We start from the raw sequence: 20,067 nt of genomic DNA on the forward strand, positions 1-20,067 counted from the left end.
CCGCAGGGGCGTATCGAGCACATGCTGGTCGAGTAGCCCCGCAGGGGCGTATCGAGCACATGCTGGTCGAGTAGCCCCGCAGGGGCGTATCGAGCACATGCTGGTCGAGTAGCCCTGCAGGGGCGTATCGAGACCCACCCTGTCAGCAGTGCGGGACTGCAGACCCGACTCCCGGTGACGCGGATCTCGATACGCCCGCTCCGCGGCCTACTCGATCAGCATGAAGCGCCCCGCCCGCCGCTCGCACGCCGGTCGAGCAGCCCCGCAGGGGCGTATCGAGCACATGCTGGTCGAGTAGCCCTGCAAGGGCGTATCGAGACCCACCGTCCCCACCACGCCGGATCTCGATACCGCGCTGACCCGCTCGCCCCTCACCCGACCTCCGGCACGCGGAACCACCCCGGGCACGCCGGAACCACCCGATCCCACGAGCCCGACCCCGTTCCACGAGCCGAACCCGACCCCGGCCGACCTCCGGCACGCGGATCCACCTCCGGCACGCCGAAATCGCCCGATCCCACGAGCCGGACCTCACTCCGCGAGCCGAACCGACGCCACCCGACCTCCGGCACGCGAAACCACCTCGGGCACGCCAGAACCACCTGATCTGACGAGCCCGACCCCATTCCACGAGCCGAACCCGACCCCGGCCGACCTCCGGCACGCGAAACCACCTCCGGCACGCCGAAACCGCCCGATCCCACGAGCCCGACCCCGTTCCACGAGCCGAACCCGACTCCGGCAGACCTCCGGCACGCGAATCCACCTCCGGCACGCCGGAACCGCCCGATCCCGCGAGCCGACCCCGATTCCGCGAGCCCGAGGTCCTCCCGAGCCGCGCACCCGCCCCGCGCGTCAGCGCCAGGCCAGCGCCGACCGCTCGGCCCAGTACTCCCCCGGATCCTGCGTCGGCAGCCCCTCCGGCACCGCGCCGGCCCGCGCGCGCACGTTCTCCCGCAGCTGCCCCGGAGTCGCCGCCCCGCTGAGCACCACGTCGGCCCACGGCTGCCCGAGCGCCGCACCGAGCGCGAGCTCCTCGGGAACCCCCGGCAGCCCCCGCAGCACCTCCGGCGCCCGGCCGCCGACCAGCCGCCCGTTCGCGAGCGCCTCCTTGACCACCACGGTCCACCCCGCGTCGTGCGCCTCGGCGAGCGCCGCCCCGGCCGAGCGCTCGAGCAGGTTCCAGGTCGTCTGCACCGTGCTGAACGGCGAGTCCGGGATCGCCAGGGCGAGCCGGATCGTCCGCGCCTGCTCCGGTCCGCTCGTCGACAGCCCGACCGCGACTCCCGACCCGGCGAGCCCGCGCAGCCGGTCGAGCAGCGCCCGGTCCACGAGCGCCGGGCTCTCCGGCGTGATCGAGTGCACGAGGTAGCGGTCCGGCGCGCTGCCCAGCGCCGCGAGGGTCGCCGACCACTGGCGCTCGAGCATCGCGACCGAGTGCTCCTTGCGCTCGTGCACCTCAGCGTCCATCGCCCAGTCGCCGACGTACTCGTAGCCCCACTTCGACTCGACCGTCAGCTCGGCGCGCCGCTCCGGATGCTCCGCCAGCCACCCGCCGAGGAACTCCTCCGCGCGCCCGTACGAGCGGGCCACGTCGAAGAAGCGGACGCCGAGACCCCACGCGGTGTCGAGCAGCTCGTGCGACCGCGCGCGGAGGGCGTCGACGCTGCGCCCCTCCGGGGGCCCGAGATCGCCGTCCCGCCCGGCGGTGATGTAGGCCGGTCGCCCGACGGCGGCCAGGCCGAGGCCGAGGCGGGGAGTGCGGGATGCCATGGTGCTCGTTCCGTCCGGGGTGCCTCCACCGTAGCCACCGCACGCCCACACCGCCCGCGCACCCCGCCCGCCCCGCTACCGTCGAGCGGTGACCACCACCGACCGCCGCACCCTCGACCGCAGCATCCTGCGGCTCGCCGTGCCCGCGCTCGGGGCGCTGATCGCCGAGCCGCTGTTCCTGCTCACCGACTCCGCCCTCGTCGGCCACCTCGGCGCTGTGCCGCTCGCCGGCCTCGCCCTCGGCGGAGCGGTGCTGCAGACGATCGTCGGCCTGATGGTGTTCCTCGCCTACAGCACCACTCCCCGGGTCGGCCGCGCGCTCGGCGAGGGCGACGAGCGCCGTGCCGTCGCGGCCGGCATCGACGGCGGCTGGCTCGCGCTCGCCCTCGGCGCGGTCATCGCGGTCGCCGGAGCCATCGCCGCTCCCGCCCTGATCGGTCTCTTCGGCGCCGAGCCCGCGGTCGCCGATGCGGGCGTCCGCTACCTCTCGGTGAGCATGGCCGGCATCCCCGCGATGCTCGGCGTCTTCGCCCTGACCGGGCTGCTCCGCGGCTTCCAGGACACCCGCACTCCGCTGATCATCGCGGGCGGCGGATTCGCGGTGAACGCGGCCCTGAACGCCGTGCTGATCTACCCCGCCGGCCTGGGGATAACCGGGTCCGCCCTGGGGACGGTGATCGCCCAGTGGGGCATGTTCGGCGCCTACGCGGTGATCGCCCTGCGGCTCGCCCGCCGCGTCGGAGCGCCGCTGCGCCCGCACCCGGCCGGGCTGCGCGCCTCCGCCGGCTCGGGCGGCTGGCTGCTGCTGCGCACCGCCTCGCTGCGCGCCGCCATCCTGCTCGCCGTCGCGGTCGCCGGCTCTCTCGGCGCGGAGGAGCTCGGCGCGTTCCAGGTCGCGATGACGCTGTTCTCCACGGTCGCCTTCGCCCTCGACGCCGTTGCGATCGCGGCGCAGGCGCTGCTCGGCCGCCTCCTCGGCGAGGGCGACCCGGCGCGCGCCCGAGCGGTCGCGAAACGCTGTGTGACCTGGGGAATCGGCGCGGGAGTCGCCCTCGGAGCGGTCATCGTCGCGACGAGCGGAGTGCTCCCGTTCGTCTTCTCGAGCGACCCCGAGGTGCTCCGCCTGCTCCCCGCCGCCCTCGTCGTGGTCGGCCTGACGGCTCCGCTCGGCGGCTTCGTGTTCGTCCTGGACGGCGTGCTGATCGGCGCCGGCGACGGCCGCTACCTCGCCCTGAGCGGCCTCGTGAACCTCGCCGTCCTCGCCCCGCTGGCCCTCCTCGCGCCCCTCGCACCCGAGGACTGGCGCCTCCTGGCCCTCTGGATCGCCTACGCCGCGGGCTTCCTCGGCGCCCGCGCGCTCACCCTCGGCCTCCGCTTCCGCGGCGACGTCTGGCTCCGTTGACCCTCGAACGAAGTTTCGAACACCCTGTGGACAACCCTGTGCACAACTCCCGGCGACCCCCGCGTCCGCCCCCTCCCGCGAGATGCCACTTATGAGCCCGACACGCCGCAGAATCCGCTCATAAGTGGCATCTCGCGGAGGGAGTCAGCGCGGCGGCGCGCTCGTGGTGCCGCGGTGGAAGACGGAGGTGAAGCGCACCGGCTCGGCCTCGTCGCCGGCGATCAGCGCGAGGACGGCGCGCGCCGCAGCCCGGCCCTTCTCGACCGCGGGCTGCACCATCGTCGTCAGGTCGTACTCGGCCGCGAGCCCCGGGACCTGCACCCCGTCGAAGCCGACCACCGACACCTCGGCCGGCACCCGCAGCCCGAGCTGCTCGGCCGCGAGGACGACCCCGGCCGCCAGCAGATCGCTCTGCGCGATCACGGCCGTCGGCGGCTGGGCGGCATCGAGCAGCACCCGCCCGGCGGCGACCCCCTCGTCGACCGTGCTCGCCCCCGCCGCGACGACCGCCAGGTCGCCGAACACGTCCTGCGCCCCGAGAAGCCGCTCGACCGCGGTGATGCTCGGGCTCGACCGCCAGTCCGCCGGGATCGCGCCGCGGCGGCGGTCCTTCGCGAAGGGCAGCGAGACGACGGCGACGCGCTCGTGCCCGAGCTCCCGAAGGTGCTCAGCGAGCGTCCGGGTCGCCTCCCGGTTGTCGAGGGAGACGACCGCAGCGCCGAGGTCGGAGACCCCCTCGACCACCACGACCGGCACGCCGCGGCGCCGCAGCACCGCCACGGAGTCGTCGACGGAGGGACTGCAGCCGACCAGGATCATCGCGTCCACCGGCGCCGTCGCCAGCAGCCCCGAGCCCCCCTCGGTCTCGGTGAGCAGCAGGATGCCCGCGCCGGCCCCGCCGAGCACGTCGGCGATGCCGTCGAGCATCGCGATCTTGATCGGGTCGCGGAAGGCGTGCAGCACGCGCTCGTCGACGACGACCCCGACGATCCCCGAGCGCCCGCGCCGGAGCGACTGCGCCCGCGGGTCCGGTCCGGCGTAGTCGAGCTCGGCGGCGGCCTGCAGCACCCGCTCGCGGGTCGACGCCGCGACCGGTCCGGAGCCGCTGAACACGAGCGACGCCGTCGACGGCGACACGCCCGCCCGGCTCGCGACCCGCGCGAGGGTCGGGCGCGACGTCGGCGATCCGCCGCTCTTCGACTCCACGGCCTTGCTCGACTCCACGGTGCTCCTCGTCCCCGACCCGGAGGGCCGGCGCCCGGCGACCCGTCCTTGACCGGTCCCGGCGTTCCGGATAGCTTAGACCGGCCCGCATCGAATCGATTCGATCATCGTCGATCAGGCCCCCACGACCGCCCCGCGATCAGCCAGGACCCCGCATGCCCTCGACCTCCGCCCTCAGCCGCCCGCAGCTCGTCGCGTGGCGCAACGCCGTCTTCACGATCTTCGTGCTGAGCGGCCTCTCGATCGCGACCTGGGTCTCGCGCACCCCCGCCATCCGCGACGAGCTGCAGCTCCCCACCTCCGGCGTGGGCCTCCTGATCCTCTCGATGTCGATCGGCGCGATCGTCGGCCTCAGCCTCTCCACCGCGATCATGTCGGCGCTCGGCGCCCGCCGCGGCATGGTCGCCGGACTCGCCGTCTGCTCCTCCGGTCTCGCGCTCCTGGGCCTCGCGGCGGACGCGTTCGGCGCGCTCCCCCTCGCCTTCGCGGGCATGGTCCTGCTGGGCTTCGGCAACGGCGCGGTCGACGTGATGATGAACGTCGAGGGCTCCGCGAACGAGAAGGCCTTCGGCAAGACCCTGCTCCCGCTCTTCCACGCCTTCTTCAGCCTCGGCACCGTCCTCGGCGCGATCCTCGGCGCCGCGGCCTCCGCGCTCACCGTGCCGGTGGCCGCGCACCTCTCGGGCGTCGCCGTCGTCGTGGTGATCACCGTCTCCGTCGCGATCCGCTTCGTCCCCGTCCGCGACGAGCTCGACACCTCCGGGGTCGCCGTCGTCGCGAAGGCGCCGGTCCGCGAGCGCGTCGCCGCCTCGCTCGGCGTCTGGCGCGACCGCCGCCTGGTGCTGATCGGCCTGATCATGCTGGGCATGGCCTTCGCAGAGGGATCGGCCAACGACTGGCTGACCCTCGCGATGGTGGACGGCCACGGCACCGACAAGACCACCGCCGCCGTCGTCTTCGGCGTCTTCGTCGCCGCGATGACCGTCGGCCGGGTGCTCGGCGGCCCCGTGCTCGACCGCTTCGGCCGCGTGCCCGTGCTCCGCGCGTCCGCCGGGCTGGCGATCGTCGGCATCCTGCTCTTCATCCTCGCTCCGGTCGACGGCCTCGTCATCGCCGGAGCGGTCGCCTGGGGACTGGGCTGCTCGCTCGGCTTCCCGGTCGGCATGTCCGCCGCGGCCGAGGGCCCGCACTCGGCGGCCCGGGTCAGCGCCGTCGCGATGCTCGGCTACGTCGCCTTCCTGGTCGGCCCGCCCGCGATCGGCTTCCTCGGCGAGCACTTCGGCCTCCTCAACGCGCTGTTCCTGGTGCTCGCGCTCGTCGTCCTCGCCGGTCTCGCCTCACCCGCCGCCCGCCCGCAGAAGGAGCCCGCGGAGCGCGTGCAGGACGGCGCGCGAGCATGAGCGCCCCCGGCCTCGAGCCCTGCCGCGTCGCCGTCGTCACCGGCGCGAACCACGGCATCGGCGCCGCGATCGCCGCGCGCCTCGCCGCCGATGGTCTGGCCGTGCTGGTCGCCTTCCTCGCCGAGGATCTGCCGGAGTACGAGCCGGAGCGCCAGCGTCTCGCCCACCGCACCGACGGCGAGCAGGTCGCCGAGCGGATCCGCGCCGCGGGTGGCCGCGCCCGCGCCGTCTCCGCCGACCTCCGCGACGCCGCCTCCGCCGCCCTGCTCCTCGACGCCGCAGAGGAGTCGCTCGGCCCGGTCGACGTCCTCGTGCACAACGCCACCGGCTCCGTCATCGACACCTTCCGCACCCGCCCGAACGACTGGATGGGCCGCCCCCAGCGCCGCGTCGACGCCGCGAGCATCGACCGGGTGCTCGCCATCGACGCCCGCGCCGGCGCGCTGCTGATCGCCGAGCTCGCCGAGCGCCTGGAGCGCCGCGGCGGCCACGGCGGGCGGATCGTCACGCTCACCTCGGGCGGCGAGCGCGGCTTCCCCGGCGAGGTCTCCTACGGCGCCGCCAAGGCCGCGCTGGTGAACTACACGATCTCCGCCTCGCTCGAGCTCAGCCCGCTCGGCGTCACCGCCAACGCGGTCCACCCGCCCGTCACCGACACCGGCTGGGTCACCGACGACGTCCACGCCGCCGTCGCCGCGAACGACGCCTTCTTCGACGTCGCCCGCCCCGACGAGGTCGCCGACCTCGTCTCCTACCTCGTCTCCCCCGCCGGCCGCCGCGTCACCGGCAACGTCCTCCGCATGGCCTGACCCCGCAGGGGCCCCCTGCATGCTGGTCGAGCAGCCCCGCAGGGGCCCCCAGCATGCTGGTCGAGTAGCCCCGCCGGGGCGTATCGAGAGCCACCGTCCCCAGCACGACAAGCCTGCACTCCGCCCTGCGGACATCGCCGGATCTCGATACGCCCTCTGCGAGGGCTACTCGATCAGCAAAGGCCGCGGCCTCACCCGTCAGGGGGAGTCCGCCGGCCCCCCTTCATGCTGGTCGAGCAGCCCCGCAGGGGCGTATCGAGACCCACCCGTCCGACCACCCCCGACCGCCCCCGTCTATCCTCGACGGGTGCGTCTCGTCATCGCGCGCTGCTCCGTCGACTACACCGGCCGTCTCAGCGCCCACCTCCCCCTCGCCACCCGCCTGCTGCTGGTCAAAGCCGACGGCAGCGTCCTCGTGCACTCCGACGGCGGCTCCTACAAGCCGCTGAACTGGATGAGCCCCCCGTGCACCCTCAGCACCGGCGAGCCCGACGAGGACGCCCGCGCGGCCGGCGTCCACGAGCAGTGGACGGTCACGCACCGCAAGACCGGCGACGCCCTGGTCGTCTCGATCCACGAGGTCCTGCACGATTCGGCGCACGAGCTCGGCGTCGATCCCGGCCTGATCAAGGACGGCGTCGAGGCGCACCTGCAGCGCCTGCTGGCCGAGCAGATCGATCTGCTCGGCGAGGGCCACACCCTCGTCCGGCGCGAGTACATGACGGCGATCGGACCGGTCGACATCCTCGCCCGCGATTCGAGCGGCGCCTCCGTGGCGGTCGAGATCAAGCGCCGAGGAGAGATCGACGGCGTCGAGCAGCTGACCCGCTATCTCGAGCTGATGAATCGCGATCCGCACCTCTCTCCGGTCACCGGAGTCTTCGCGGCGCAGGAGATCAAGCCGCAGGCGAGGACCCTCGCGCAGGACCGCGGAATCCGCTGCGTCGTGCTCGATTACGAGTCGATGCGCGGCGTCGACGATTCGCACACGCGCCTCTTCTAGCGCTCGCGTCCCCCTTTCCAGGGGCTCCGCGAGAATCCACGAGCGGTCGCGGAGAACAGCACGCGAAAGGCCCCGTCGACGGATCGACGGGGCCTTTCGACGATGCGGGCGCGACCTCTCGGTGCGCCCGGCGCGGCTCTACTTGTGAGCGGCGGCGTAGGCGGCCTGGACCTCGGCGGGGATGCGTCCGCGGTCGGACACCTGGTGTCCGTTGGCATTCGCCCACTCGCGGACGGCCTTCAGCTGCTTGGGGTCGCTCTTCGACGCCGAGGCGACCGACGTGGCGGCAGCGGGGCGCGAGCCGACACGGCGGCCGTTCGAGACGAACTTCTCGAGCACGGAGTGCAGCTCGGCGATGTTGTCCGGACCGAGGTCGATCTCGTAGTTGGCTCCGTCGATGCTGAAGCGGACGGTGCCGCCGTCCCCGGAGTCGATAGGGGTTCCGTCGATATCGTCGACAAGCGTGATCTTCTGGGCCACTTTTCCTCCTGGATGTCACTGACAGGAGGAGACATTACCCCTTCTTGTCGGCGGTCGAGCACTTATCGGCGCCATTCGCCCGATTCTCCGTCGTCATCTGCGCCGATACTCAGGATAAGCGTCGCAATCCGCCTGAGAATCGGCTCATCTCTCCGGCATCCGTCGTATAGCGCACTCGGACATCGAATGCGCGCGATTGTCGCGATGGATTCGAGAGATGGCGCGAACCCGGATACCGTGAAGACATGCCACGGAGGAACGGACCCCCTGCCCGCCCGTCGCGACCCGGCCCGTACCGCAACACCGCGGCGCGCGAAGCGCTCGAGGCACTGGTCGCCGACGCGACCGCGGAGGGGGTCGAGCGCCTCCTGGCCGCCTGCCTCGAGGGCTCGCTCGTCGTCGACGTGACCGGCTCGCAGCCCGGTGGCGTGCCGCACGTGCGCGTGGTCGCGACGACCACCGGCGAGCAGGTGCTCCCGCTGTTCACCTCGACCGACGAGCTGCGAGCCGCCGTCCCCCGGCAGCAGCACCCGCGCGTGCAGATGCTGGTCCTGCCCGGCCGCGAGGCGTTCGCGCTGATCCGCACCGCCGACTTCGTCGCCGTCCAGCTCGACGCCGGCTCGATCGCCCAGGTCGTCGCCCGGTCGTTCATCGAGCAGTCCCTCGACGCCGCGGCACCGTAGAGTGTTCCCCCCGACGGGGCACACCGCCGGGATCACGACGTCCCTCCGAGGGCAGGAGCCCGCCATGTCCGACACCACTCTCGCGCCCGACGCGCAGCCCGGCATCGAGGCGACCTGGAGCTGCATCCTCTTCGATCTCGACGGCACGATCACCGACTCGGCGCCCGGCATCACCGGCACCCTCGTCGACACCTTCGTCGAGCTCGGCCGCCCGGTGCCCACCCCCGTCGAGCTGCTCGCCTACGTCGGACCGCCGCTGCTCGACGCGTTCCGCGAGCTCGGCGGGATGAGCGTCGATGAGGCGCAGGCCGCCCTCGTCGTCTACCGCCGTCGCTACAACGCGGGCGGCCTCTTCGACTCCAGCGTCTACCCCGGCCTGCCGGAGCTGCTGGCGGGCATCGCCGCCGCCGGCATCCCGCTCTCGCTCGCCACCTCGAAGCCGGAGTCCGCCGCGCGCCGGGTCCTCGAGCACTACGGCCTCGCGCAGCACTTCACGATCATCTGCGGCGCCTCCGAGGACGAGGTCCGCAGCGCGAAGGCGGACGTCGTCGAGGAGGCGCTGCGCCGCCTCCGCGAGATCGGCGTCGACCTCTCCACGCCGGTCATGGTCGGCGACCGCGAGCACGACGTGCACGGCGCCGCCGCGCACGGGGTGCCGACGATCATGGTCGAGTGGGGCTACGGCTCCCCGCTCGAGGCGGTCGGCACCATCGCGGTGGCCGCGGGCGCGGACGAGCTGCGAGCGCTCCTGATGCCCTGAGGCCGGGCGCCCTTCCCGCCCCGCGCCCCGTACGATGAGGGCATGACTGGTCTGGGCGTCGTCCTCTCTTTCGTGCTGTTCCTCGGCGGCATCCTGGTGCTCGGCAACTCGTTCCTGCTGCCCGATCTCGCCGGGTTCCTCTTCTTCGGCGGGATCCTGATGATCTCGGCGTCGCTCGCGCTCGCCTTCCACCTGCTGCCGAAGTCGGAGTAGCGCCCGGCGCCGAGCCGGCGATCGAAGCGGCGCCGGCGGTCAGCCCAGGTAGTTCGCGTCGAGGTTGATGACGTTGCCGATGTAGACCGCCTCGCCCGCCCCCGCGACTCCGGGGTTCATCCGCAGGAGCTGCTGCACGGGGATCCCGAAGCGCTGGGCGATGTCGAAGAACGAGTCGCCCTCGACCACGGTGTAGGTCACGATGTCCCCCGCGCCGTTCGTCGTCGGCTCCCCGCTCGCTCCCGGGATCGCGCCGTTGTCGACGGCGAACGCCGTCTCGGGGATCACGGGCACGTCGTTCGGGGTGAAGGTGACGGTCGCCTCCGGCACCGGCACGAACACCGTGGCGGTCGACTGCGGAAGTGCGGCAGTGACGGTCGGATCGGGAGTCGGCGTCGCCGTCGCGAAGACCGTCACCGTGGGCGCAGGAGCCGGCGCGGAGCAGCCGGCGAGCACCCCCGCGGCCACCAGCGCGAGCAGTGCGCCTCCCAGAACTCGTGCGCGCATGTGCTCCCCCTCGTCGCGCCCACCCCCGGGCGCACGGATCCACCCTAGGAGACGTGCAGGGCGCTGCGATGCCGGACGACGCTCGGGAGCAGGCGTGCGGCGCGGATCAGGCGTGCGGCTCGGGCAGCAGCCGCAGCCCGCCGCCGCCGTTCGCCGCGTCCATCAGCACCTCGACCCAGGACGGGTTGATCGTGGGCTGGCGGCTGCCGGCGAAGTGGAACTGCAGGGCGATGTTCGGGTTCATCCAGAACGAGTGGCGGCCGCGGGCCCCCTCGGGCATCGAGTCGAGAGTGAGGCTGAAGCGCTCGTCGCGCCGGAACTTCGCGTAGACGACGATCTGCAGGTGGGCGAGGGTCCGGTCCTCGATCTCGATCACGGCCGGCGGTGTGCCGTAGAGGAATTGACCCATGACGCCAGCCTATCCCTAGTCCGGCTCTTTACTAGAATGTCTAGCTACTTCTCGGGTTCGTCGTCCGCGGCGGCGTCGATCTCGTCGACCGCGGCGCCCATCCGGCGGAGGAAGTTGACGACGACCTCGGCCTCGCCCGCGTCGAGGTCCTCCGCGATCTCGAGCATCCGGCGGTGCATCTCCTGCAGCGTCTCGCGGACCTCCTGATCGCTGTCGACCGTCGCCTCGACGACGATGCCGCGGCGGTCGCTGGGGTGCGGCTTCCGCACCAGGTGCCCGCTGCGCACGAGCCGGTCGATCAGCACGGTGGTCGAGGCGGAGGAGATCGAGAGGTGCGCGGCGAGATCCTTGGCGCTGACGAGGTCGCCCTCGCGCTGGCGCCGCAGCAGGAACTGGATCGCGATCAGGTCGGTCTCGCCCATCGCCATCTTCTCGCGCGTGCGGCGGCGCATCGCCACCTCGGAGACGCGGTACCCGCGCATCGCGCTGAGCACCTCGACGGCACGTCGCGTCGAGGACTCGTCCGGGTACCAGTAGCCGGCGCCGCCTCGGACCGTCGTCTCGCTCATCCGGCCATCCTAGACTCGCGTGCAATCAGAGCGTCTAGCGACCGGGGGCCGGTGCCGGCGGCCCGCCCGCCTACGCTGGACCGGTGACCGCCACCCTCGTCGCCAAGGGCCTCTCCGGAGGCTACGCGCACCGCACCCTGTTCGACCGCCTCGACCTCACGGTCGCCCCGGGCGACGTCGTCGGCGTCGTCGGCGCGAACGGAGCGGGCAAGTCCACCCTCCTGCGCATCCTCGCCGGCGAGACCGCCCCGCTCGACGGCAGCGTCGTACTCGCGCCCGGCGACGCGTTCGTCGGCTGGCTGCCCCAGGAGCACGAGCGCCGCGAGGGCGAGACCGTCGCCGGCTACATCGCCCGCCGCACCGGGGCCGCGGAGACCTCGGCCGAGCTCGACGCGGCCGCCTCCGCGCTGGCCGAGCCCGACCCCGACGGCCGCATCGCCGACCGCTACGCGCTCGCCCTCGACCGCTGGCTGGCGAGCGGCGCCGCCGACCTCGACGAGCGGACCCCGGTCGTCCTCGCCGACCTCGGCCTCGCCCTCGACCCGACGGGCCGCACCGGCGGCGTCTCCGCCGACTCCCTGATGACCTCGCTCTCCGGTGGCCAGGCGGCCCGCGTCGGCCTCGCCGCTCTCCTGCTCTCCCGCTTCGACGTCGTGCTTCTCGACGAGCCCACCAACGACCTCGACCTCGACGGCCTCGAGCGGCTCGAGGCGTTCGTCCGCGGCCTGCGCGGCGGAGTGGTGCTCGTCAGCCACGACCGGGAGTTCCTCGCCCGCAGCGTCACCCGCGTGCTCGAGCTCGACCTCGCGCAGAGCACCACCACCGTCTACGGCGGCGGCTACGACGCCTTCCTGGAGGAGCGCGAGACCGCCCGCCGCCAGCGCCGCGAGAAGTACGAGGACTTCGCGGACAAGAAGGAGGACCTCGTCTCGCGCGCCCGCACCCAGCGGGAGTGGTCGAGCCAGGGCGTCCGCAACGCGATGAAGAAGGCGCCCGACAACGACAAGATCCGCCGCAAGGCCTCGGCCGAGTCGAGCGAGAAGCAGGCCCAGAAGGTCCGCCAGATGGAGAGCCGCATCGCCCGGCTCGAGGAGGTGGAGGAGCCGCGCAAGGAGTGGCAGCTCGCCTTCACGATCGGCAGCGCCCCGCGCTCGAGCTCGGTCGTCTCGACGCTGAACGCAGCGGTGGCCCGCCGCGGCACCTTCACCCTCGGCCCGGTCTCGCTGCAGGTCGACGCGGGCGACCGGATCGGCATCACCGGGCCCAACGGCGCCGGGAAGTCGACGCTCCTGTCACTGCTGCTGGGCCGCTCCGCTCCGGAGGAGGGCGGCGCCTCGCTGGGCGCGAGCGTCGCCATCGGCGAGATCGACCAGGCGCGTGCGATGCTCGCCTCCGACGTCCCGCTCGCCGACGCCTTCGAGGCGCTGGTGCCGGAGTGGCCGACCGCCGAGGTGCGCACCCTGCTGGCCAAGTTCGGCCTCAAGGCCGACCACGTCTCGCGCCCCGTCGGCGAGCTCTCCCCCGGCGAGCGCACCCGCGCGGCCCTGGCGCTGCTGCAGGCGCGCGGCACGAACCTCCTCGTGCTGGACGAGCCGACCAACCACCTCGACCTCGCCGCGATCGAGCAGCTGGAGCAGGCGCTCGAGGCCTACGAGGGCACGCTGCTGCTGGTCACCCACGACCGCCGCATGCTCGAGACCGTGCAGCTGACCCGCCACTGGCACGTCGAGGCGGGCGTCGTCACCGAGCGCTGACCCGCGCGCCCCGGACACCCCCGCTCCCCCCCCCTCCCTGCACTCTCCAGAAGTTGTCGTACTCGACCACCCACTACGACAACTTCTGGACCGCGGGTGCACCTCTCACTCCCGGCACTTCTTGCGCTCTCCAGAAGTCGTCGTACTCGACCCTCCGCTACGACAACTCTTGAGGAGTCGGGGCGCCGGAGTCAGAGCGACGCGGCGCGGGCCAGCAGCAGGGCGCGGGTGCGCTCGTTGCCGGCCAGCGCGGTGGCGACGGCGAGCTCGGCGCGCGCCTCCTCCCGCCGGCCGAGGCGCGCGAGCAGCTCGCCCCGCACGCTCGGCAGCAGGTGCGAGCCGCGGAGGACCCCGTCGGACGCCAGCCGGTCGACGATCAGCAGCGCGGAGGCCGGACCGGTCGCCATCGACACCGCGACGGCGCGGTTCAGCTCGACGACCGGGCTCGGCGACACCCGCCCGAGGATCTCGTACAGCAGCACGATGCGCTCCCAGTCGGTCGAGGCGACGCTCGGCGCGATCGCGTGGCACTCGGCGATCGCCGCCTGCAGCCCGTAGGACCCGCGGCCCTTGCCCACGCGGTCGGCGCGGCGCAGCGCCTCCCGGCCGCGCTCGATCTGCCCGCGGTCCCAGCGGGTGCGGTCCTGGTCCTCGAGCAGCACCGGCGAGCCGTCGGGCGCCGTCCGCGCCGCGAACCGCGAGGCCTGCAGCTCCATCAGGGCGAGCAGCCCCTGCACCTCGGGCTCGCGCGGGAGCAGCGCGGCGAGCACCCGCCCGAGCCGCAGCGCCTCCCCCGCCACCTCCGTGCGGAGCCAGCGATCGCCCGAGGTCGCGGCGTAGCCCTCCGTGAAGATCAGGTAGACGACCCCGAGCACCGCGTCGAGCCGTGCCCGCCACTCCGCCGGGTCCGGCACCTCGAACGGCACGCCCGACGCCGCGAGCGACTTCTTCGCCCGGACGATCCGCTGCTGGACGGTCGCGACCGGCACCAGGAACAGCCGGGCGATCGCCTCCGTCCCGAGCCCGCCGACGAGCCGCAGCGTGAGCGCGATGCTCGCCTCCCGCGAGAGGACGGGGTGGCAGGCGGTGAAGACCAGCCGGAGCACGTCGTCCTCGATCGGCCGCCACTCGTCGTCGACGCTCTCCTCGAGGGTGCGCGCGAGGAGGCGGTAGCGCTCGTCGAGCGCCGTCCGCCGCCGCCAGCCGTCGATCGCCCGGCGCTTCGCCACGGCCGTCAGCCAGGCCCCGGCGTTGCGCGGGACGCCGGTCGTGGGCCACTGCTCGAGCGCCTCGACCAGGGCCTCCTGCGCCAGGTCCTCGGCCAGGCCGACGTCGCCCGTCACCCGGGCGAGCGCACCGACGATGCGCGCGCTCTCGATCCGCCAGACGGCGTCGACCCGCGCCCGGGTCTCCTCCCCGGGAGGCGCCGGCGTCATGTCAGCCGTTCTCGGCGCGGGCCTTCTCGTCCTCGCGCCAGCCGGCCTCCTTCTGGAGGTACTCGTTGTCGGCGAAGTCCGCGAAGTCGCTCTCGTCGGTGACGCGGCGCACCTCCAGCTTGTTGCCGGGGACGAGCGGGCAGCGCAGCGCCCACTCCTTCGCCTCCTCCTTCGAGGACACCTGGATGATCCAGAAGCCGTTGAACAGCTCGTGCGTCTCGCCGTAGGGGCCGTCGGTGATCGCGGCCGGCTCGGAGGCGAAGTCGACGACGAATCCCGAGGTCGCGACGTCGTCGGCGAGCCCCTCGCCCGCGAGCAGGACGCCGGCGGTGATCATCGCCTCGTTGTACTGCCCCATCCGGGTGATGATCTCGTCGAACGGGATCGCCTCGTAGGCGGCCTTGGCGGCATCGGTCGCGCGCATGATCAGCATGTACTTCACGGTGGTCTCCTCGGGATTCGCGGGCGCCCTCTGCGCCCTCCTACTATCCCGTCGAACGGCGCCCGCCGATATCGACATCCCCGCCGAGAAGAATCGGAATCATGCCGGTCGGCGTCTCGGTGGTGAGGGAAAGGACGCGCAGCGTCCTGTTCATGCTGGTCGAGTAGCCCCGGAGGGGCGTATCGAGACCCGCCGTCACCAGCGGGGCGGGCCTGCAGACCCGCCTTCTGACGCAGGTGGATCTCGATACGCCCGTTGCGCGGGCTGCTCGATCAGCATGAACCGCCGGCGACCACGCCGGTCGAGCAGCCCGACGGACCGGAATCATGCCGGTCGAGCAGTCCGACGGATCGAAGACATGCTGGTCGAGTAGCCCCGAAGGGGCGTATCGAGACCCACCACCCTCGGCACCCCGGCTCCGCAGACCACCCCGCGCCGCGGATCAGCCCACCGCGTCCAGCAGCGCCCGCACCACGGCCGCCGAGCGGTCCGCCGCGTCGTCCACGTGAGCCTCGAACGATCCGGGCTCGCAGAGGTCCGAGATGCCGCGCACCGACACGAACGGCAGCCCGTGCACGAAGGCGGTCTGCGCGAGCGAGACGGACTCCATGTCCGTCGCCAGCGCCCCGTCGTACAGTCCGCGCACCCGCGCCACATGGTCGCCCGAGACGAAGACGTCGCCCGAGACGATCAGCCCGCGCCGCACCGTGATCGCTGCACCGTCCGGCATCGCCGCGTCGAGGTCCGCGGCGAGCGCCGCCGCGTGCCCGGAGTAGCGCGCCGGCATCCCCGGCACCTGCCCCATCGCGTAGCCGAATGCCTGCGCGTCCGCATCGGTCTGCACGTACTCGTCGCCGACGACCACGTCGCCGACGCGCACCTCGGCACCGAGCCCGCCCGCCGATCCGGCGCTGATCACCAGCGGCGTGCCCCCCACCCGGAGGACCGCCGCCGTCAGCCCGCCTGCCGCGTTCACGAGTCCGACGCCGGTGCGCACGAGCAGCACCGGGTGGCCGCCGACCTCGAGCGACCACTGCAGCGCATTGCCCACCGCGACCGGCTCCGGGGCGCCGCCCGCCGCCGCGAGGAACGGCTCGGCCTCCTCGTCCATCGCGACGAGGACGATCGCCTCGACTGCGCTCACGCGGTGACCTGCTCCCACTGGTCGCGCTCCGCGAGGAACGTGCGCGCCGCGTCCTGGGCGCCCTCGAGCGAGTGGTTCGCGCCCCAGCCGCACTGCGTCTCGTTGGCGGCGGGGACCTCGGTGGCCTCGGTGATGTCGCGGAGGGTCGACTCGACCAGGTCGAGCACCTCGGCGAGCTCGGGCTCGCCCTGCAGGATCAGGTAGAAGCCGGTCTGGCAGCCCATCGGCGAGAAGTCGACGACGCGGTCGGAGTGGTTGCGCGACTTCTCCGCGAACAGGTGCTCGAGCGAGTGCACGGTCGGCATCTCGAGGTGGCCGTGGTTGGGCTGGGTGAAGCGCACGTCGTACTTGACGAGGTGGTCCCCGGCCGGAAGCGTCTTCGCGTCGGCCAGGCGCACGTAGGGCGCGGCGACGGTGCGGTGATCGAGGTTGAACGACTCGACGTTCATGCGCGGCTGATCCACGGTGGTCTCCTTCTCCTGGGGTCCCTCCATTGTCCCCCGCGCCTCCGACAGCGGCCCGAGCGCCCTGCACGCTGATCGAGCAGCCCGCCCAGCGGGCGTCCCGTGATCCACCGTCACGCCTACCGACGGTGGACGGGTCTCGATGCGCCCCCGCGATCCATGCTGATCGAGTAGCCCGCGCAGCGGGCGTATCGAGATCCGCCGTCACCGAGAGCTCGTTCCGCAGCCCCGGCCGGGCCGACGGCGCCGGGCTGTGCATCGCTGCCGACCGGTGTCCGTCTGCGCGCCTACCGCGCCGCCGCGTCCTCGCCCGGCACGAAGCGGTAGCCCATCCCCGCCTCCGTCAGCAGGAACCGCGGGTGCGCGGGATCGGGCTCGAGCTTCTTGCGGAGCTGCGCGAGGTAGAGCCGGAGGTAGCCGGTGTCGGTCACGTGGGTCGGCCCCCAGATCTCGTCGAGCAGTGAGCGCCGGGTGACCAGCTTGCCCGCGTTCCGCACGAGGATCTCCAGCACCTGCCACTCCGTCGGCGTGAGCCGCACCGCGGCGCCGTCGCGCATCGCGCTCTTCGCCGCGAGGTCGACGGTCACGTCTGCGATCCTGACCGTCGGCTCGCCCTCGGCCGGCTGCACGCGCCGCGACAGGGCCCGGATGCGCGCGAGCACCTCGTCCATCGAGAACGGCTTGGTCACGTAGTCGTCGGCCCCCGCGTCGAGGGCACCGACCTTGTCCGCCGACCCGGTGCGCCCCGAGACGACCAGCACCGGCGCGCTCGTCCAGCCGCGCAGCGCCTGGATCACCTCGACCCCGTCGAGCCGCGGCATGCCGAGGTCGATCATGTAGAGGTCCGGCCGCTCGTCGATGGCGCGGTTGATCGCCTCGGTCCCGTCGCCCGCGGTGACCACGTCGTAGCCGCGGGCGGTCAGGGTGATCCGCAGCGCGCGCAGGATCTGCGGGTCGTCGTCGGCGATCAGGATCTTCATGCGGCTCCTCCCGAAGCATCGGTGCCCGGGGCCCGCAGCTCGGCGGCATCGGTTTCGGCGACATCGGTCTGGGCGGCATCGGTCCGGGCGGCCGCGTCGTCCGCCACCACCGGCAGCGTCACCACCATCGTCAGCCCGCCGCCCGGGGTGTCCTCGGCCTCGAGCGTCCCGCCCATCCCCTCGGTGAACCCCTTCGACAGCGCGAGCCCCAGCCCCAGCCCGGTCGTGTTGTCGTCGTCACCCAGGCGCTGGAACGGCACGAAGACCTCCTCCCGGCGCTCGGGCGCGATCCCGGGGCCGTGGTCGACGATCCGGAGCTGCGCCGTGCCGCCGAAGACGCTGGTCGACACCCGCACCCGGGTCCCCTCCGGCGCGTAGCGCACCGCGTTCGCCAGGAGGTTCACCACGACCCGCTGCAGCAGCACGCCGTCGGCGAGCAGCTCCGGCCCGTCCGGATCCAGGTCGAGGTCGACCTCCCCCGGGCCGAGCCCCAGCTCGTCGAGAGCGGGCAGCACGACATCGGCCGCGTCCAGCGGCGCGAGCGACACGGCGAGCACTCCCGCCTCGAGCCGGGTCACGTCGAGCAGGTCGGTGACCAGCGCGCCCAGGGTGGTGAGGCTCTCGTCCGCGGTCGCGAGCAGCTCCGCCCGGTCGCCCTCGCTCCACTCCACGTCGCGCGAGCGCAGCCCCGAGACGGCGGCGGTGGCGGCCGCCAGCGGCCGGCGCAGGTCGTGGCTGACCGCCGAGAGCAGGGCGCTGCGCACCCGATCGGTCTCGGCCAGCGGAGCCAGCGAGCTCGCCGTCTCGCTCAGCGCCTCCCGCTCGAGCGCGGAGTCGAGCTGCGCGGCGACCACCTGCAGCAGCCGCCGCTCGCTGCCCTCCAGCTCGCGGCCGTGCAGCTCGAGCTCCGCCTGCGCGCCCACCGGGATCCGCACGGGCTCACTCGCGGCCGTCGGCTCGCCGTCCGCGGCGACCACCGCGCCGTCCCGCACCAGCCGGACGCCGGTGAGGCCGAACGCCTCGCGCGCGCGCTCGAGGATCGCCTGCAGCGCACCCTGGCCGCGGATCACCCCGCCCGCGATCGTCGCGAGCAGCTCCGCCTCGGCTCCGGACCGCTTCGCCGCGCGGGAGCGCCGGGCCGCCCTGTCCACCACGGCGCTGACCAGCACCGCGTTGAGGACGTAGAGCGCGAGCGCGAGCTCGTGCAGCGGCTCGTCGACGGAGACCGTGTAGAGCGGATCGACGAAGAAGTAGTCGAGGGTCAGCCCTGAGAGGACGGCCGCGAACAGCGCGGGCCAGAGCCCGCCGACCAGCGCGACGAGCACGACGAGCAGCTGGTACGAGAGCACGTCGCTGGTGATCGACTCGTCGCTCCGCAGGCTCGCCATCAGCCAGGTGACCAGCGGCCCGCCGACCAGCGCGAGGGCCGTGCCGAAGAGCCGGCGCCGCAGCGTCAGCGCTCCGCCGAGGCGCGGCAGCACCGCCGCGCGACCGGCGGCCGAATGGCTGACGATGTGGACGTCGATGTCGCCCGACTCGCGGATCACGGTCGCGCCGATCCCCGGAGTGAGCGCCGCGGCGAGGCGGCTGCGCCGGCTCACGCCGAGCACCAGCTGCGTGGCGTCCACGGAGCGGGCGAACGCGACGAGCGTGCGCGGCACGTCCTCGCCGACCACCTGGTGGTAGCTGCCGCCGAGCGACTCGACGAGCGCGCGCTGCGTCGCGAGCACCTCGGGGCGCGGCGTCCGCAGTCCGTCCGGCGTCAGCACGTGCACGGCGAGCAGGTCGCCGCCGGAGGCCCGCGCGGCGATCCGCGCACCGCGGCGCAGCAGAGTCTCGCCCTCCGAGCCGCCGGTCAGCGTCACGACCACGCGCTCGCGGGCGGCCCAGGTGCTGTCGATGCCGTGCTCGCCGCGGTAGTCGCGGAGCGCACTGTCGACCTCGTCCGCGAGCCAGAGCAGTGCCAGCTCGCGCAGCGCGGTGAGCGTGCCGAGGCGGAAGCGGTGCGAGAGCTCGGCGTCGATCCGCTCGGGCGGGAAGACGCGGCCCGCGGCGAGCCGGTCGCGCAGCGCCTGCGGAGCGAGGTCGACGAGCTCGATCCGGTCGGCGGCGCGGAGCACGGCGTCGGGGATCGTCTCGTGCGGCCGCGCCCCGGTGATCGCCTCGACGACGTCGTTCAACGAGGCGATGTGCTGGATGTCGACGGTCGTGAGCACGGTGATGCCGGCGTCGAGGAGCTCCGCCACGTCCTCCCAGCGCTTCCGGTGCGACGAGCCGGGAGCGTTGGTGTGCGCGAGCTCGTCGACCAGCGCGATGTCCGGTCGGCGGGCGAGCACCGCCGCCGGGTCCATCTCCTCGAGTCGCGCACCGAGGTGCAGCACCGCGCGCCGCGGGACGACCTCGAGGCCCTCGATCCTCGCGGCGGTCTCGGCGCGGCCGTGCGTCTCGACGACCGCGATCACGACGTCGCGGCCCTCGGCGGCGAGCCGGCCGCCCTCCTCGAGCATCGTGGACGTCGTGCCGACGCCGGGCGCCGCTCCCAGCAGCACGCGCAGGCGGCCCTTCGTCATGCTCCGGCCCCCACCCTCGGCTCGCGAGATCGGCTCCGGCACGCA

General features: G+C 73.4%; 20 protein-coding genes. 8 read left to right on the forward strand and 12 right to left on the reverse strand.

The annotated features are described in order from the left end of the window. Positions 1 to 855: 855 nt before the first annotated feature. Positions 856 to 1,773: an aldo/keto reductase gene (locus tag MT351_RS05085; RefSeq protein WP_123736187.1), complete on the reverse strand. Its 918-nt coding sequence runs from the start codon at positions 1,771 to 1,773 to the stop codon at positions 856 to 858. 88 nt (positions 1,774 to 1,861) lie between these two features. Between MT351_RS05085 and MT351_RS05090 the strand changes: the two genes are divergently transcribed. Then, positions 1,862 to 3,175: an MATE family efflux transporter gene (locus tag MT351_RS05090; RefSeq protein ID WP_243581438.1), complete on the forward strand. Its 1,314-nt coding sequence runs from the start codon at positions 1,862 to 1,864 to the stop codon at positions 3,173 to 3,175. Between the two features lie 144 nt (positions 3,176 to 3,319). Here the strand turns inward: MT351_RS05090 and MT351_RS05095 are convergent, their stop codons facing one another. Then, the gene (locus MT351_RS05095) at positions 3,320 to 4,399 is read right to left on the reverse strand and encodes a LacI family DNA-binding transcriptional regulator (protein ID WP_243581439.1); all 1,080 of its coding nucleotides are present in this window, start codon (positions 4,397 to 4,399) and stop codon (positions 3,320 to 3,322) included. A 155-nt stretch (positions 4,400 to 4,554) separates the two neighbouring features. On the opposite strand from MT351_RS05095, the gene MT351_RS05100 reads away from it, so the two are divergent. The 3 genes from MT351_RS05100 to nucS all read left to right on the forward strand — a co-directional run bounded on the left by MT351_RS05100 (position 4,555) and on the right by nucS (position 7,611). After that, positions 4,555 to 5,799, forward strand: a complete 1,245-nt coding sequence (locus MT351_RS05100) for a sugar MFS transporter (RefSeq protein WP_243581440.1) — start codon at positions 4,555 to 4,557, stop codon at positions 5,797 to 5,799. Then, entirely contained in the window at positions 5,796 to 6,608 is an 813-nt protein-coding gene (locus MT351_RS05105) for an SDR family NAD(P)-dependent oxidoreductase (RefSeq protein ID WP_243581441.1), read from the forward strand. Before MT351_RS05100 ends, MT351_RS05105 begins: the two co-directional genes overlap by 4 nt. Before the next feature lie 307 nt (positions 6,609 to 6,915). After that, entirely contained in the window at positions 6,916 to 7,611 is a 696-nt protein-coding gene (gene nucS / locus MT351_RS05110; protein WP_123736183.1) for an endonuclease NucS, read from the forward strand. 138 nt (positions 7,612 to 7,749) lie between these two features. On the opposite strand, the gene MT351_RS05115 is transcribed toward nucS, so the two are convergent. Next, positions 7,750 to 8,091, reverse strand: a complete 342-nt coding sequence (locus MT351_RS05115) for an Lsr2 family protein (protein WP_123447211.1) — start codon at positions 8,089 to 8,091, stop codon at positions 7,750 to 7,752. Positions 8,092 to 8,336: 245 nt separating this feature from the next. Between MT351_RS05115 and MT351_RS05120 the strand changes: the two genes are divergently transcribed. From MT351_RS05120 to MT351_RS05130, 3 genes are all read left to right on the forward strand, one after another. Then, positions 8,337 to 8,774 (forward strand): SseB family protein, encoded by a 438-nt coding sequence (locus MT351_RS05120; protein ID WP_132437339.1) that lies wholly within the window; start codon positions 8,337 to 8,339, stop codon positions 8,772 to 8,774. 64 nt (positions 8,775 to 8,838) lie between these two features. Continuing rightward, on the forward strand, positions 8,839 to 9,534 hold the full coding sequence (locus tag MT351_RS05125; protein ID WP_132437338.1) for an HAD hydrolase-like protein: 696 nt from the start codon (positions 8,839 to 8,841) through the stop codon (positions 9,532 to 9,534). Positions 9,535 to 9,576: 42 nt separating this feature from the next. Further along, complete coding sequence (locus tag MT351_RS05130; RefSeq protein WP_164874567.1) at positions 9,577 to 9,747, forward strand: hypothetical protein; 171 nt, start codon at positions 9,577 to 9,579, stop codon at positions 9,745 to 9,747. A gap of 39 nt (positions 9,748 to 9,786) precedes the next feature. Here MT351_RS05130 and MT351_RS05135 read toward each other — a convergent pair whose 3' ends face one another. From MT351_RS05135 to MT351_RS05145, 3 genes are all read right to left on the reverse strand, one after another. Beyond that, on the reverse strand, positions 9,787 to 10,254 hold the full coding sequence (locus tag MT351_RS05135) for a LysM domain-containing protein (RefSeq protein ID WP_123736181.1): 468 nt from the start codon (positions 10,252 to 10,254) through the stop codon (positions 9,787 to 9,789). Positions 10,255 to 10,360: 106 nt separating this feature from the next. Beyond that, positions 10,361 to 10,663: an ATP-dependent DNA ligase gene (locus MT351_RS05140; RefSeq protein ID WP_123447216.1), complete on the reverse strand. Its 303-nt coding sequence runs from the start codon at positions 10,661 to 10,663 to the stop codon at positions 10,361 to 10,363. Between the two features lie 44 nt (positions 10,664 to 10,707). Further along, the gene (locus MT351_RS05145; protein ID WP_132437337.1) at positions 10,708 to 11,232 is read right to left on the reverse strand and encodes a MarR family winged helix-turn-helix transcriptional regulator; all 525 of its coding nucleotides are present in this window, start codon (positions 11,230 to 11,232) and stop codon (positions 10,708 to 10,710) included. Positions 11,233 to 11,315: 83 nt separating this feature from the next. Here MT351_RS05145 and MT351_RS05150 point away from each other — a divergent pair, with 83 nt between their 5' ends. Beyond that, on the forward strand, positions 11,316 to 12,986 hold the full coding sequence (locus tag MT351_RS05150) for an ABC-F family ATP-binding cassette domain-containing protein (protein ID WP_132437336.1): 1,671 nt from the start codon (positions 11,316 to 11,318) through the stop codon (positions 12,984 to 12,986). A 191-nt stretch (positions 12,987 to 13,177) separates the two neighbouring features. On the opposite strand, the gene MT351_RS05155 is transcribed toward MT351_RS05150, so the two are convergent. The 6 genes from MT351_RS05155 to MT351_RS05180 all read right to left on the reverse strand — a co-directional run bounded on the left by MT351_RS05155 (position 13,178) and on the right by MT351_RS05180 (position 20,022). Further along, on the reverse strand, positions 13,178 to 14,422 hold the full coding sequence (locus tag MT351_RS05155; protein WP_132437335.1) for an RNA polymerase sigma factor: 1,245 nt from the start codon (positions 14,420 to 14,422) through the stop codon (positions 13,178 to 13,180). Between the two features lies 1 nt (position 14,423). Further along, positions 14,424 to 14,864 (reverse strand): YciI family protein, encoded by a 441-nt coding sequence (locus MT351_RS05160; RefSeq protein ID WP_123706090.1) that lies wholly within the window; start codon positions 14,862 to 14,864, stop codon positions 14,424 to 14,426. A gap of 442 nt (positions 14,865 to 15,306) precedes the next feature. Next, complete coding sequence (gene mtnN / locus MT351_RS05165) at positions 15,307 to 16,008, reverse strand: 5'-methylthioadenosine/S-adenosylhomocysteine nucleosidase (RefSeq protein ID WP_243581442.1); 702 nt, start codon at positions 16,006 to 16,008, stop codon at positions 15,307 to 15,309. Then, positions 16,005 to 16,457: an S-ribosylhomocysteine lyase gene (locus MT351_RS05170; RefSeq protein WP_123736308.1), complete on the reverse strand. Its 453-nt coding sequence runs from the start codon at positions 16,455 to 16,457 to the stop codon at positions 16,005 to 16,007. Before MT351_RS05170 ends, mtnN begins: the two co-directional genes overlap by 4 nt. A 302-nt stretch (positions 16,458 to 16,759) precedes the next feature. Beyond that, positions 16,760 to 17,452 (reverse strand): response regulator, encoded by a 693-nt coding sequence (locus MT351_RS05175; RefSeq protein WP_243581443.1) that lies wholly within the window; start codon positions 17,450 to 17,452, stop codon positions 16,760 to 16,762. After that, on the reverse strand, positions 17,449 to 20,022 hold the full coding sequence (locus tag MT351_RS05180; protein ID WP_243581444.1) for an ATP-binding protein: 2,574 nt from the start codon (positions 20,020 to 20,022) through the stop codon (positions 17,449 to 17,451). The genes MT351_RS05175 and MT351_RS05180 overlap by 4 nt, the downstream gene beginning before the upstream one ends. Positions 20,023 to 20,067: the final 45 nt, after the last annotated feature.

This window comes from Rathayibacter sp. VKM Ac-2926 (assembly GCF_022815565.1).
In the GTDB taxonomy this organism is placed as follows: Bacteria; Actinomycetota; Actinomycetes; order Actinomycetales; family Microbacteriaceae; genus Rathayibacter; species Rathayibacter festucae.

Bases quoted from the DNA above. Each gene is read 5' to 3' on its own strand.
- MT351_RS05085 (WP_123736187.1), bottom strand. From the start codon at position 1,773: ATGGCATCCCGCACTCCCCGCCTCGGCCTCGGCCTGGCCGCCGTCGGG.
- MT351_RS05100 (WP_243581440.1), top strand. From the start codon at position 4,555: ATGCCCTCGACCTCCGCCCTCAGCCGCCCGCAGCTCGTCGCGTGGCGC.
- MT351_RS05105 (WP_243581441.1), top strand. From the start codon at position 5,796: ATGAGCGCCCCCGGCCTCGAGCCCTGCCGCGTCGCCGTCGTCACCGGC.
- MT351_RS05120 (WP_132437339.1), top strand. From the start codon at position 8,337: ATGCCACGGAGGAACGGACCCCCTGCCCGCCCGTCGCGACCCGGCCCG.
- MT351_RS05125 (WP_132437338.1), top strand. From the start codon at position 8,839: ATGTCCGACACCACTCTCGCGCCCGACGCGCAGCCCGGCATCGAGGCG.
- MT351_RS05130 (WP_164874567.1), top strand. From the start codon at position 9,577: ATGACTGGTCTGGGCGTCGTCCTCTCTTTCGTGCTGTTCCTCGGCGGC.
- MT351_RS05135 (WP_123736181.1), bottom strand. From the start codon at position 10,254: ATGCGCGCACGAGTTCTGGGAGGCGCACTGCTCGCGCTGGTGGCCGCG.
- MT351_RS05140 (WP_123447216.1), bottom strand. From the start codon at position 10,663: ATGGGTCAATTCCTCTACGGCACACCGCCGGCCGTGATCGAGATCGAG.
- MT351_RS05145 (WP_132437337.1), bottom strand. From the start codon at position 11,232: ATGAGCGAGACGACGGTCCGAGGCGGCGCCGGCTACTGGTACCCGGAC.
- MT351_RS05155 (WP_132437335.1), bottom strand. From the start codon at position 14,422: ATGACGCCGGCGCCTCCCGGGGAGGAGACCCGGGCGCGGGTCGACGCC.
- MT351_RS05170 (WP_123736308.1), bottom strand. From the start codon at position 16,457: ATGAACGTCGAGTCGTTCAACCTCGATCACCGCACCGTCGCCGCGCCC.
- MT351_RS05175 (WP_243581443.1), bottom strand. From the start codon at position 17,452: ATGAAGATCCTGATCGCCGACGACGACCCGCAGATCCTGCGCGCGCTG.
- MT351_RS05180 (WP_243581444.1), bottom strand. From the start codon at position 20,022: ATGACGAAGGGCCGCCTGCGCGTGCTGCTGGGAGCGGCGCCCGGCGTC.